The organism is Flavobacterium sp. WC2430, from assembly GCF_040822075.1.
Lineage (GTDB): Bacteria > Bacteroidota > Bacteroidia > Flavobacteriales > Flavobacteriaceae > Flavobacterium.
The window spans coordinates 3181271-3194414 of sequence record NZ_CP162007.1 but is presented as its reverse complement, the minus strand read 5'-3'; the positions used below and the strand labels follow the sequence as shown (position 1 = coordinate 3194414).

The following is a 13144-nucleotide window of genomic DNA, read 5'->3' as shown; positions in this document are numbered from 1 at the left end:
CTATTTATTTTCATTTAGCTTGACTTCGTATTCTTCCATTTGCTTTTCGAACACTTTCATTTTTTTTTCAAAAATTTCCATTTGAGCATTAAAAGGTTCCATTTGTTTATCAAACTCTGCCATTTTTTTGTCAAATGCTTCCATTTCGGGTGTTATGGCTTCCATTTTTTTGTTGAACTCTTCCATTTTTATATCAAAGTCTTTCCAAGCTTTTTTATCTCCTGTGATTGGATCTCCTTTTGGAGCCTTTGGAGCCTTTGGAAAATTAGGGGCTTTTGGAGCTTTAAAATTAAAAGTAGGTGGAGTTGGAGGAGTTGGAGGAGTTGGAATGTCTTTATTGTCAGAATATTGAGTTCTTGTTTTAGTAATTATTCTAATTGTATTTTTGTTAGAATTCGTAGCATTAGATTTTCTTACATCCATTGTTTCAATATCTTTTGAATCCAATTCATCTAATTCCTTTTTACTCATTTTTTTTCCGTTTATAAAAATTTCGGTGTCGTCAGGAATACCATTACCATTTTTAGTGATTATTTTAATGGTTGATTTTTCGTCATTTTTATTAACATCCATAGTCTTAATAACATCGGCATCTAATGCGTCTAAGTCAGCTTGACTTGCTTCTTTACCATCAATATAGATAGTTTTTACTTTTTCATTATCGCCTTCTTTTGTAGAGTGCACGGTGACAGTTCTCGTTTTTTTGATGGGGTCAGGGCTACTTTGGCTAAGTTCAGTTTTTAAGTCGTTATCTGGACTTTCTTTTACCGTAGTCATTGTTTCTTTTACTTTTTCCTGTGCAACTACTTCAATTTGAAATAGAAATACAAAGGCAACTAGAGCAGGAAGTATTGATAAGTACTTCCAAGAATTCCTTTTTTTTGATTGATTTTTGTTTAACATAACGATTCGTTTTTTGATTAATGATTGATAAAAATGATTGGTAATGGCAACACAATTTTCCTGTGTTGTTATTTTTAGAAGCGTGATTTGATAGGCTTTTTTGTCTGATATTTTTTTTAATGCTTCACTGTCAGCAATGAATTCAAGATTTTGCAAAATCGCTTTTTTATACCACCAAATGAATGGATTGAACCAAAAAACAATACAAAACAATCTCGAAATCAGAACGTCAACAGTATGGTGTTGTTCACTATGAATTTTTTCGTGCTCCAAAATATTTTCTAACTCGATAGGGCTGTATAATGCCGAATTGTAAACAATAGTATTAAAGTATGAAAAGGGTGCTAGATTTTCTTTTATGTCAATAAGTTTAAAATCAGCCTGTTGTTGAGTCAATTTTCCTTTTAAGACCGTTTGTAAACTATAAAAATCATAGGAAAATTTGGCTAGCAATAAAAGTATCCCAAGACTGTAAGTTAAAATAGTTAGTATTGGTAAATAGTCTTCAAATGATTTTTCTTCTATATAATTCGATGCAGGAATATTGGACCAATTTGTATTTGTTACAACAGGCTCCACCCAAATTATTTTTGTAAAAATTACAAGAGGTAAAACCACGGACGTAATTAATCCACTTAATAAAAACCAACGATTACTAGTAAAGAACGTTTCTTTTCGCAACATAAAGTGATAACTTAGAAAAAACAAAGCAACCAATCCACTGGATTTGATGAGATAAATAAATAGCGTTTCCATACCTTTATTTTTTGTTTTCAATCATTTCCAGAATTTCACGCAATTCCGCTGCCGAAATTTTTTCCTCCTTGGCAAAAAAGGAAACCATGTTTTTATAAGAACTATTAAAATAATTATCAATAGCGGTATTCATAAATTTTTTTCGGTACTCTTCAATAGTAACAATAGGAAAGTATTGATGAGTTTTTCCATAAGCATTATACGATACATATCCTTTCTCTTCTAGATTCCGTATAATAGTCGATAAAGTGTTATAATGTGGTGGATCAATTGTGATTTCTTCCATGACTTCTTTTACAAACGCTTTTTTTAGCTTCCATAAAATGTGCATGATCTCTTCTTCTTTGTTTGTCAGTTTTTGCATAGCTCAAGTTTTATTTGGGCGTTCCCCGCAAAAAAAGCGGGGGCAGGCTATTCGGCTTTATCTCTTCGTTTCACTACGAGGATATCGCCTACTATCCTTAACGCAATTCAAACTTACAACTATTTTTTTAGTTTTACAACTAAAATTGTAGTTTTAAAACTATTTTTATAGTTATAAAAAATAAAATGTTGATAATCAATTAATTTTGTCAATTGTGAAAGATAAGAAAGGAAGGAAGGAGTGATTAATCTAAACTTAGATTTAGGGGAGTTTGTTTTCTAATTTTAATAGTTTTTGAATCCAAATGCAACATAAAGCAGCCGAGACACCAAAAGTTCCCATAACGAACCAATTTATTTGGTAGCCAAATCGAGCAATAATTTCAAGTCCCACCTTAGAACTCACAATATGAGCTAAACTAAAGCTCATAGTATACAATGCCATATAGCGACCTTCATGTCCTTTAGGTGCCCTACTCATCGCAAAAGTATTCGAAAACGGAAAAGCAAATATTTCACCAATAGACATCATAATCATGGCAATTACAAGTATTCCTGCCCAAACATTGATGAGTAATAAATAAAAACTAGCTGCCATTATTGATGCTCCCCAAAGAATAATTTTGAGTTTCTGCACTTTTTTTCTTTCAAAATAACCCACAAAAGGCATTTCTAATGCAAAAATCAATAAACCATTTAAGGTCATCAATAAACCGGTTTGCAATTCACTCAAACCAAATTTTTCACTATGATATAAAGGTAAAGTGGTGAATAATTGAAAGAAAATCATTGCCGTGACAAAGCTAACAAATAGAAAAATCCAGAAAATGGTATCCTTAAATACGGAAGCGGCCTCCAGTATGGTGGCATGTGGGTCATGGTGTGAGGATTTTTTCTTTTCTTTTACTAATAAAGCAAAAATTAAAATAGCCACTATACAAGAACTACCATCCACCCAAAATAATCCTTGGTATCCAATTCCCATGATAATCAAACCACCCAAAGCGGGGCCAGCTGCAAAACCTAGGTTTACTGCTAAACGAACCAAGGTCAAAGAACGGGTTCTGTTTTCAGGTTTTGCATACGCACCTAAGGATACAAACATGGCTGGTCTAAACATATCAGCCAAAGTCATAATGCTAAACATTCCAAAGCACAATCCCCAAAAACTGGTAATATATTGGAGCGCAAAAAAGAAAACACCACTACTAAATAAACTAAAAACCATTACTTTATAAAAGCCAATTTTGTCAGATAGTTTTCCTCCGAGCCAAGAACCCAACATGGAACCCAGACCAAATGCGACCATAATCCAACCTACTTCACCATACGAAAACTGTAAGTCTTCCTTTAAATATTTAGATAAAAAGGGCAATACCATCGTTCCCGCTCTATTGATAAACGTGATGAGTGTAAGAATCCAAATTTCTCTTGAAAATCCCTTGAAATTATTGATGTAACGTTGAAAAGCGGTTATTAGCATTATTAAATAGTAAATTTTTACAAAGGTAGAAAACTTTGTAACTTAGAGTCTTTGTCCCATTGTAACTTTTAAACTATTTTTGCTGAAACAAAAAAAAATGAAAAAGTTTTTATCCTTAGTAATACTGCTTCAGTTAAATTTTGGTTTTGCCCAAGAAAAATATGATAGTAGTGACGCTGAAAAATTTCAAAAGGAAATCAATAGTGAATATGCTGATGCTAAAACAAGTCCTTTAATGGCCGAAGATTTAGCTAATTTCAAAGCTTTAGACTTTTATCCCATTGATAAAAAATACGCTGTAATTGCTCAATTTATTAGGACTAATAGAGAGAAGCCTTTTGAGATGAAAACGTCAACAGATAGGAAACCAGTTTATGTAAAATATGGTGAAGCACATTTTACCATCGACGGTAAAAAGATGAAACTTAATATTTACAAGAATATTGAGTTATCAAAACAAAAAAAATACAAAGACTATTTGTTTTTACCATTTTCAGATTTAACTTGTGGGAATGAGAGTTATATAGGAGGGAAGTACATTGATTTAAAAACACCAAAAGGCAATACAATCGCAATTGATTTTAATACTTCATACAATCCCTATTGTGCTTATAGTCATAAATATTCTTGTCCAAAAGTGCCTTTGGAAAACGATTTGGATATAGAGATAAAAGCAGGAGTCAAAAAATTTCACGACTAATGGATTTTTTTAATTTACATATTCATAATTCGACTAATAATCCAAATGTGTTGGAGTTGGTCAATCAATATCCTTGGGAATTTGATGCCAATATTCCATTTTATTCCATAGGAATTCATCCTTGGTTTATTAACGAACAGCGTCTTGAATCCGATTTAGGAATTATTAAAAGTAAATTACAAGAGCCCAATTGCCTTGCTATTGGCGAATGTGGACTTGATAAACGAATTGAAATTCCAATGGAATTGCAACAAACGGTTTTCGAAAAACAATTGCTTTTAGCTCAAGAATACAAGAAACCAGTTGTGCTTCATTGTGTAGCTGCTTTTCAAGAAGTAATAGAGACCAAAAAACGCTTGCATATTTCGGTTCCCATGATTATTCATGGTTTTTCCAAAAATGCACAAGTGGCCAAGCTATTAATCGATAATGGGTTTTATATTTCTTTTGGGAAATATTTATTGCGAAATCCTGAATTAGAAACTGTTTTTAGTTCTACACCTAGCGATCGTTTTTTTTTAGAAACAGATACAGTAGTAGAAACAATTGATGAAGTATATGCTTTGGCGGCAAAATATAAAAGATGCACGGCAGCCGAATTGCAACAAACAATAAAAAATAATGTTCAAGTTGTTTTTAAAACAGACTTGATTTAAGATAACTAATATTCAAAAGGTGAAGTTTTTTGAACTTTAAACCTTAAACTTTAAACAAAAAACAATGGCAGAGTGGACAGAACGAGCGGAACTTTTATTTAAAAAAGAAGGATTAAATAAATTACAAAATGCTAACATTTTGGTAGTAGGACTGGGTGGTGTTGGGTCTTTTGCGGCTGAGTTTTTAGCAAGAGCAGGAGTAGGAAAGATGACTATTGTGGATGGAGATGTTGTAGACATTACAAATATAAACAGGCAATTACCAGCGTTACATTCTACTGTAGGGCTACCGAAAATCACTATTGTAGGCGATCGATTGATGGATATTAATCCGGAACTACAATTGACACGTGTACAGGAATTCCTTTCACCAGAGCGCGCATTTGAAATTGTTTCTGATGAGTTTGATTATGTATTAGATTGTATCGATAGCGTTACACCAAAACTAAATTTAATAATTGGCGCCAAGCGAAAAAGGGTTAAAATTATTTCTAGTATGGGTGCCGGTGGAAAAATGGAAGCGGCAAAAGTGAAGGTAGCTGATATTAATAATACAGAAAATTGTTTTTTGGCTAAAACCATTCGAAGACGATTAAAAGAACATAAAATAGACAAGCTAAAAGTCGTTTTCTCTTCAGAAATTCAAGATGAAGAAAGTTTAAAAATGACAGATGGTTCTAATTATAAAAAATCATTTTATGGAACAAACAGTTATATGCCAGGATTATTTGGGTTATATGCTGCAGAAACTGTGATTCGTTATTTGCTTAAAAAATAATATGCTGTTTTAAGAAATTAGAACTAAAAAAATAAACTTATAAAATGATACAAACTGTAATTTTTGATATGGATGGTGTAATTGTAGACACGGAACCAGTACACCGTTATGCTTATTTTCAGCAATTTGGGGAATTGCAAATTGATGTCACCGAAGAAATGTTTACCTCATTTACAGGAAATTCGACTAGAAATACATTTCAAAAAGTAAAAGATATTTTTCAGCTAAATCATGATGTTGAGGATCTGATCCAAAGAAAACGCACTATTTTTAATGATGCTTTTGATAAGAAGGCAGATTTAGAACTATTAGCAGGGGTAGAAAATTTGATTAAAGATTTTCATAAAAAAGGGATGCAATTAATTTTAGCTTCTTCAGCTTCAAAAGTAACAATAGAACGCGTTTTTAACCGATTCAAATTACACGATTATTTTACTCATATTGTAAGTGGAGAAGATTTTCCAATGTCTAAACCGCATCCTGCCATTTTTGAACATGCCGCTTCATTATCTGTTGCTCCTAAAGAAAATTGCATCGTTATTGAAGACAGCACAAATGGGATTAAAGCGGCAAAAGCGGCTGGGATATTTTGTGTTGCTTATAATAGCTTTCACTCCAAAGATCAGGATTTATCAGAAGCTGATGTGATAATTAATCATTTTTCAGATATTAATTTTGAAATGGTTTCACAATATAAAAATGGAATTAAGGAATAATTAACATTTATGAATACCTGAATTTGTAAATTTGAAAAACTATAATTTATTAAATATGAAAAAAATACTAATTGCATTAGCTATTATCATTACTCAATTTACAATTGAGGCACAAGTACAAACTCCACAACAAAGCCCTAAAGCTACGATAAACCAAATGGTTGGATTGACAAATGTTGAGATTGTATATTCAAGACCTTCGGCTCGTGGTAGAGCTGTTTTTGGTAATTTAGTTCCTTTTGGTAAATTATGGAGAACAGGTGCTAATGAAAACACAACAGTATCTTTTAGTGATGATGTTGTAATTGACGGAAAAACGTTGAAAAAGGGAAAATACGCATTATATACAGTTCCAAGTAGCCAAAACTGGGATGTGATTTTTTATTTAACTACAGATAACTGGGGAACTCCACAAGAATTTAATGAAGCAAATGTAGCATTAAGAACAACTGTAAAAGAAGAATCTATGCCAAAAGCAGCGGAGACTTTCACTATTGGACTTAGCGGTTTAGATACTAATTATGGGTATTTAGAAATGTATTGGGAAAATTCTTATGCTGCTTTAAAATTTGAAGTGCCTACACAAAAAATCGCTACTGCAAGTATAGAAAAAGCTTTAGCAGGGCCTAACGCAGGTGATTATTTTGCATCAGCTCAATACCTTTTTCAATCGAACGGTGACATTGTAAAGTCTAGAACTTATATGGATAAAGCGTTAGAACTAAGCACTGAAAAACCATTCTTCTATTTGCGTCTAAAATCATTGATTCAAGCGAAACAAGGTGATAAAAAAGGAGCAATTGAAACGGCAAAATTATCTTTAGTTGCAGCTGAAAAAGCGGGGAATCAAGATTACGTTAAAATGAATAAAGACAGTATTTCTGATTGGAGTAAGTAATTAAATTATTCTGCTTTAAGCATGAACATATTTGTTTTTGAAATCAGTAATTAAGTCACATAATTTGACTTAAAATATAAAGTCTAGGTAATGTATTCTACGTTAAAATCTTTCTTCATTGTTATAAGTCTTTGTTGTATTAATCCAGTTTTTTCGCAAGTAGTTAAGAAAGCTATTGTCAATACAGACTCAAACGGGTATGTTGTAACAATTGATACAGAGAATCTTGTAAATGAAAAAATACTGCTATGCTATACTTATGGTATTAAAAAACAAGATATTATTCTAGATAGCATTACTGTCAAGTCCCCGAAACAGAAAGTTGTTTTTACAAAAAAAAATAAAATTATTGGAGTTATTTATAAATTAATGCTTCAATCTAAGCCTACAGAATATGTAGAGCTGTCAATAGATAACGGTGATAGAATAGGATTAGAATTGAATGAGAAAGCGATAGCAAATGTAAAATGTTTGTATTCTAATAGTACTATCGACTTTCTGGACTACCAGAAAAAAATCAATTCTAAGACCCTTACAGTAGATCAAAAAATAGCATTAGGTAAATCAATAATTGCTAAGTATCCCAATTCATCTCTAAGTTTGTATTTAAAAATTGAAAATAAAATTGCTGAGAAAAAACCAGATGATTTAGCTTCAAAATACAAATACCGGGATTCATTTTTCAGTTTTATAAATAAAAATGATAAGCAATTGATATTGATGCCTAATGTCTATACGTTACTATACACGTACATTAGATTGCTACCTCTAAATAATGAAAACTATTCAAAGGATTTAGATATTTTGTTTGATGGTATGAATTGTAAGACAGGTACTTACGGCATTTTTTCTAAATGGATTATGTCTAATTTATATTATTTTGATGACGAAAATTTAGAACAAACGTTAGAATATTTTTCTAAAAAATATATAGACGGAGTAACCTGTGATGTGTTAACGGATCAGGAAAAAAGTGGTTTAAAAGCATTAATTAGCACTAATAAAGTCTTACCTAGGTTATCTAAAATTCCTGATTTTAGTATGGAAGATCAAAATGGTCAAAAATTCAATCTGTCTAATATATATGCACAAAATGAGCTTACGTATTTGGTTTTCTTTAGCCCTACATGTCATCATTGTATGGAAACTGTACCTTTAGTTAAAAATTATTTTGATCAATTTAAAGCTTATTTTAAAGACAGAAAGATTCAAGTTGTATCGGTATTAAATGACAGTGATGAAAGTCAGTGGATTAAATTTATCACTGACAATAAATTGACAGACTGGATTAACTTAAAAAACACTGACGATAAAAAACAATATTTAGTAGATTTTAATGCCTATTCAAATCCAAATTTCTTTTTATTAGATAAAGATGGAAAAATACTTTTAAAATCATTTAACCCTAATGCTTTGGTGAATATATTCAATTCTCATTTTGTAAAAAAATAACTGAATTTACTTTTTAGAATTTCTACAAACAGTCCATTGCAGTAATGATGACAGAATTATAGTCAACATAGCTCCAATAAAGTTAAGCCATAAATATCCTAATTTGGCCTCGCCACTTGGATACACATGAATGGCAAAATAATAAATTATAAAAATTGTCATTTGACTTACTAAAGCGCTATAAAATATTGCTTTGGCTTGTACATGTTTAATATAGAAACCTACAAGGAATATCCCTAATACTGTACCATAGAATATGGAGCCTATTATGTTTACCAACTGTATTAAATTTTCAAATAAGGTCCCTATGCAAGCAAAAAGAATAGCGATGATACCCCATAATAAAGTGAAGAACTTAGTGGCATTTAGATAATGCTTTTCTGATTTTTCTTCTTTTAGGTTACGCTTGTATATATCTATAGCTGTTGTGGATGCTAATGCATTTAATCCCGATGCGGTAGAAGACATAGCTGCTGATATAATAACTGCTAGTAATAACCCGATAAGCCCTTTTGGTAAATAATTTAGAATGAAATGAAAGAATACATAATCTTTATCATTCGTTTCACTATGGCTATCCGCTTTTAAAATTATCTCTTTAGCTCTTTCTCTTAAATCTTTTTCCTTCGAGGATAAGGCTATTAATTCCTTTCTAAGAATTGGATTGTCATAATCTTGGTTAAGTTGGTCAATATATAATAGATTGATTACTTTTTTATCTTCTGATAGTGCATCTAATTGTTTTTCTAAACCATGATATTCTACTTTGTATTGTGATTTTTCAATCGTTATTTTATTATTAGGATTGAAGTTTAAAGGAACTGGATTGAATTGAAAAAAGACAAAAACCATTACTCCAGTTAACAAAATAAAGAACTGCATTGGAACTTTTAAAAGGCCATTCATAATCAATCCCATCTGACTTTCTCGGACTGATTTTCCTGATAAATAACGTCCTACCTGTGATTGATCTGTTCCAAAATATGCTAATGCCAAGAAAAATCCTCCCGTTATTCCACTCCAAAAAGTATATTTTTCCTCGGGATCAGTAGAGAAATTTACAATATTCATTTTGTCATTTGCACCAGCAATATGCAAGGCATTACTAAAAGTCATTTCGTTTGGTAAAAAATGCAATATGAGAAAAAAGGTAATGAACATCCCTGACATAATCACAAACATTTGTTGTTTCTGGGTTACATTCACCGCTTTAGTCCCTCCCGAAAATGTATATATAATTACTAGAACACCAATAACAATGTTCATATAAGTAAGATTCCAGCCTAATATTGCTGACAAGATGATAGCAGGTGCATAAATGGTAAGTCCTGTTCCTAATCCTCTTTGAAATAAGAAAAGGATTGCAGCTAATGAACGGGTTTTTAAATCAAATCTTTTTTCTAAATATTCATAAGCAGTATAGACTTTATACTTATGATATATTGGAATAAAAGTGAGGCAAATAACGATCATAGCAATAGGTAATCCAAAGTAAAACTGAATAAATCCCATACCGTCATGATAAGCCTGTCCTGGAGTTGACAAAAAGGTTATAGCACTAGCTTGTGTAGCCATAACCGAAAGCCCTACAGTATACCATGGGGTCTCGTTACCACCTAGAATAAAGTCTTCAACATTTTTACTTCCTTTGGTTTTCCAAGCTCCGTAAATTACTATAAATAATAGGGTTACAATAAGTACAATCCAATCGAATAGTTGCATATTTTAAGAGTATAATTTCATTATTAGATAAAAGATCAAAATATAAATGGCATTTGCTATAAGCACCCATGTATAATTTTTTTTCCAATTTTTTGTTTTTTTTGCCTCCATAGTATTAGGGTTTTATTTTCTGATCAGGAATTGTTGTTGGATTTTTTAATGAAATCATATTGGACAATAATCGATAAGCTCCTGAGACTCCTGCGGGTAATTCTCTAAATAAACTCAAACCTGTATAAATGTAATATCCTTTTCCATAAGGAGCTACTAGTAATGCACCATTTTTTGGTGTTTCTCCTTTGTCATTTGAAGATAGGATAGGAGTGAAGGCTTTATCGTATTCACTTGGGTAATATAAACCTTGTTCTTGTGTCCATCCTTCGAAGTCAGTAGCGCTTATTTTGTTTGGATAATTTAAAATGGGGTGATTCGGTGCTAGAAATTTCACTTCTGCATTTTCTTCAGTAACACGATCACGGGACATGGTTAATGAATAAGGCGCTATTGTTAAATCGGGATTTAAATCAGGGGTATTGTATTGTACCAACATTGTTTTTCCGCCTTTTACAAAATCAAAAAGTATTTTTTGCTTATTCGAAAGTACTTGTACCGTATTATAAGCTCGAATTCCAGTGATAATAACATCAAAAGGGGCTAGTTTTTCAGGTGAAATTTCATCAGGATTCAATAGGGTAACGATATATCCCATTTGAGTTAAACTCGCAGGAACTTCATCACCTGCGCCCATAATATATCCAATTTTTTCATTGTTAATTTTTAAATCTAATTTGATAAATTTTGACTCAGCTGGTTCTAAAACTTGTTGTTTGGTAATGTGACCGTAGTCAATTATTACTTGGTCCGTATTATAAATTTTATTGTCAATTATGGCAATACTTTTCGCTATAACTTCCGATGATTCTTTAGGAGGAGTTACTTCAAAATACACGGTTTTTTCGGTTCCTTTTTTGTCTAAATTAAAAGGAATTGATGTTGGAGAAACAATCCATTTTTCAGGTAAATCAAGTTGTAAATCTCCTTTAATATTGTCTTTTCCAGATTTAATTTTTACAGCTATTGCTTTATGGCTTCCTGTATTAAAAAGCGACACTTTATCAAGGATACTTGTTGTAACTGCAGGAACAATGTCTAGATAATTATACATTTCTCCTTTTACATTATCATTGTATTTGTAAACAACAGTGCGATCAAAAGGAATTTCGACTCCATTAATCTTCATATTGAAAATTACTTTTACCTCTCGAATAATATCTGGGATTCCAATATTTTTTTGATCATTTACCGTATACATACCTACAGTTCCTTTCTCTTTAAGCCAATACGGCTGAGTGTAATTAATTGTTGAAGGTAATTGTAAATTGAGATTTATGTTTTCTAAAATGTTGTTTTTTAAATCTTTGTTTTGAACAATCGTTTTTTGCTCTGGTAAAGTTTCAACACTTACTAATTGTATTGATACTGTACTTCTATTTATAGCCTCTAGTTTTAAACCAACAATACTTCCAGGAGTTGCTTCTTGCTCTGTCGCAACTGCTTCTAGATATAAGCCAGCACAAGCTGTAATAATTTTTTTTAGTTCTTCGGATTTTACCGCTTTCCAATGGTCTTCATTTAATGATTGGATCATTTGATAGACTTTGACCAAGTTGGGAATACTAGCCGAAGGATTTGTAAAATCATATTTAGATGTAATTTCCGTTATTAAATCCCCGATAGGTTTTCCGCCTTTAATGCGATTCCAACTCGTGTCTATTCCTTCAAATATATTAGATTTATCTTTTAAGGATTCACCATTAATCAATTCAAGATATTCAGAATCCTCCCCGCGACTTCCAGTACTTCCAAAACCTTGTGATTGATGGCTACTTCTACTTAATGCTGCAATTTCCTGATTTGACTTCCCTAAATCTGAATAGTAAACACCAGTTTGTATTGTTGTTAAATTGGTTTTGTCTACCCCATCAAATTTTTCTTTACTTCCATAAAACCACCAAGAAGTATTAAAAAACTGGCGTTTGGGTTGCCATGGTTTTACTAATTTTAATTGATCTGCAAATATGCGAGGATTATTCGTTAGGCTAAAGCTTTCAGTGCTTAAAATTGCCGAAGAGGTATGATGACCATGAGTTGTACCTGGTGAGCGATGGTCAAAACGATTGATGATAACATCGGGTTGGAATTTTCTAATTGCCCAAACTACATCGGAAAGTACTTTTTCTTTATCCCAAATTTGTAATGTTTCATCAGGATTTTTTGAAAAACCAAAATCATTAGCTCTTGAGAAAAATTGTTCACCACCATCAATTTTTCTAGCTTCTATCAATTCTTGAGTACGTATTACGCCTAATAATTCTCGTAATTGTGGGCCTATTAAATTCTGACCTCCATCACCACGTGTTAAGGAAAGATATCCTGTTCTGGCCTTTGTTTCATTTGATAAATAAGAAATTAATCGGGTATTTTCATCGTCTGGATGTGCAGCAATGTAAAGAACTGATCCTAGGAAATTAAGTTTTTCAATTTGATTATAGATTTCAGCTGAAGTTACTTTTTGAGGTTTTTGTGCTAAAAGTATTTGAAAGGAAATTAGAATTAGTAAGGTTAAAATATATTTATTTTTAATCATTTTTCGGAAATTAATTTACAATTACCTCAAATGTAGTAATTATATATTTTTCATTTAATTGTTTTTTAAT

At 31.6% G+C, this 13144-nt stretch carries 11 protein-coding genes; 6 read left to right on the top strand and 5 right to left on the bottom strand.

Annotated elements, in window-relative coordinates:
- From AB3G36_RS13900 to AB3G36_RS13890, 3 genes are all read right to left on the bottom strand, one after another.
- Positions 1–1659, bottom strand: a complete 1659-nt coding sequence (locus tag AB3G36_RS13900; protein WP_367753744.1) for a M56 family metallopeptidase — start codon at positions 1657–1659, stop codon at positions 1–3.
- Between the two features lie 4 nt (positions 1660–1663).
- The gene (locus AB3G36_RS13895) at positions 1664–2023 is read right to left on the bottom strand and encodes a BlaI/MecI/CopY family transcriptional regulator (protein ID WP_367753742.1); all 360 of its coding nucleotides are present in this window, start codon (positions 2021–2023) and stop codon (positions 1664–1666) included.
- A 261-nt stretch (positions 2024–2284) separates the two neighbouring features.
- Positions 2285–3505, bottom strand: a complete 1221-nt coding sequence (locus tag AB3G36_RS13890; protein WP_367753740.1) for an MDR family MFS transporter — start codon at positions 3503–3505, stop codon at positions 2285–2287.
- A gap of 97 nt (positions 3506–3602) precedes the next feature.
- Here AB3G36_RS13890 and AB3G36_RS13885 point away from each other — a divergent pair, with 97 nt between their 5' ends.
- The 6 genes from AB3G36_RS13885 (at position 3603) to AB3G36_RS13860 (ending at position 8705) form a co-directional block, all read left to right on the top strand.
- Positions 3603–4205: a DUF1684 domain-containing protein gene (locus tag AB3G36_RS13885; RefSeq protein WP_367753738.1), complete on the top strand. Its 603-nt coding sequence runs from the start codon at positions 3603–3605 to the stop codon at positions 4203–4205.
- Entirely contained in the window at positions 4205–4861 is a 657-nt protein-coding gene (locus tag AB3G36_RS13880; RefSeq protein WP_367753736.1) for a TatD family hydrolase, read from the top strand. The genes AB3G36_RS13885 and AB3G36_RS13880 overlap by 1 nt, the downstream gene beginning before the upstream one ends.
- A gap of 64 nt (positions 4862–4925) precedes the next feature.
- The gene (locus tag AB3G36_RS13875) at positions 4926–5639 is read left to right on the top strand and encodes a ThiF family adenylyltransferase (protein ID WP_367753735.1); all 714 of its coding nucleotides are present in this window, start codon (positions 4926–4928) and stop codon (positions 5637–5639) included.
- A gap of 44 nt (positions 5640–5683) precedes the next feature.
- On the top strand, positions 5684–6355 hold the full coding sequence (locus AB3G36_RS13870) for an HAD family hydrolase (protein ID WP_367753733.1): 672 nt from the start codon (positions 5684–5686) through the stop codon (positions 6353–6355).
- Positions 6356–6410: 55 nt separating this feature from the next.
- Positions 6411–7253, top strand: coding sequence for a DUF2911 domain-containing protein (locus AB3G36_RS13865; protein WP_367753731.1), 843 nt, complete (start codon positions 6411–6413; stop codon positions 7251–7253).
- A 90-nt stretch (positions 7254–7343) separates the two neighbouring features.
- Complete coding sequence (locus AB3G36_RS13860; RefSeq protein ID WP_367753729.1) at positions 7344–8705, top strand: TlpA family protein disulfide reductase; 1362 nt, start codon at positions 7344–7346, stop codon at positions 8703–8705.
- A 6-nt stretch (positions 8706–8711) separates the two neighbouring features.
- On the opposite strand, the gene AB3G36_RS13855 is transcribed toward AB3G36_RS13860, so the two are convergent.
- Together AB3G36_RS13855 and AB3G36_RS13850 are read right to left on the bottom strand one after the other, a co-directional pair.
- A complete protein-coding gene (locus tag AB3G36_RS13855) occupies positions 8712–10427 on the bottom strand; it encodes a sodium:solute symporter (RefSeq protein ID WP_367753727.1) in 1716 nt (571 codons plus the stop codon).
- 115 nt (positions 10428–10542) lie between these two features.
- Positions 10543–13074 carry a PIG-L family deacetylase gene (locus tag AB3G36_RS13850; RefSeq protein WP_367753725.1) on the bottom strand — a complete coding sequence of 844 codons (2532 nt, stop codon included), beginning with the start codon at positions 13072–13074 and terminating at the stop codon, positions 10543–10545.
- Between the last annotated feature and the right edge of the window lie 70 nt (positions 13075–13144).

Bases quoted from the DNA above. Each gene is read 5' to 3' on its own strand.
- AB3G36_RS13900 (WP_367753744.1), bottom strand. From the start codon at position 1,659: ATGGAAACGCTATTTATTTATCTCATCAAATCCAGTGGATTGGTTGCT.
- AB3G36_RS13895 (WP_367753742.1), bottom strand. From the start codon at position 2,023: ATGCAAAAACTGACAAACAAAGAAGAAGAGATCATGCACATTTTATGG.
- AB3G36_RS13890 (WP_367753740.1), bottom strand. From the start codon at position 3,505: ATGCTAATAACCGCTTTTCAACGTTACATCAATAATTTCAAGGGATTT.
- AB3G36_RS13885 (WP_367753738.1), top strand. From the start codon at position 3,603: ATGAAAAAGTTTTTATCCTTAGTAATACTGCTTCAGTTAAATTTTGGT.
- AB3G36_RS13880 (WP_367753736.1), top strand. From the start codon at position 4,205: ATGGATTTTTTTAATTTACATATTCATAATTCGACTAATAATCCAAAT.
- AB3G36_RS13875 (WP_367753735.1), top strand. From the start codon at position 4,926: ATGGCAGAGTGGACAGAACGAGCGGAACTTTTATTTAAAAAAGAAGGA.
- AB3G36_RS13870 (WP_367753733.1), top strand. From the start codon at position 5,684: ATGATACAAACTGTAATTTTTGATATGGATGGTGTAATTGTAGACACG.
- AB3G36_RS13865 (WP_367753731.1), top strand. From the start codon at position 6,411: ATGAAAAAAATACTAATTGCATTAGCTATTATCATTACTCAATTTACA.
- AB3G36_RS13860 (WP_367753729.1), top strand. From the start codon at position 7,344: ATGTATTCTACGTTAAAATCTTTCTTCATTGTTATAAGTCTTTGTTGT.
- AB3G36_RS13855 (WP_367753727.1), bottom strand. From the start codon at position 10,427: ATGCAACTATTCGATTGGATTGTACTTATTGTAACCCTATTATTTATA.
- AB3G36_RS13850 (WP_367753725.1), bottom strand. From the start codon at position 13,074: ATGATTAAAAATAAATATATTTTAACCTTACTAATTCTAATTTCCTTT.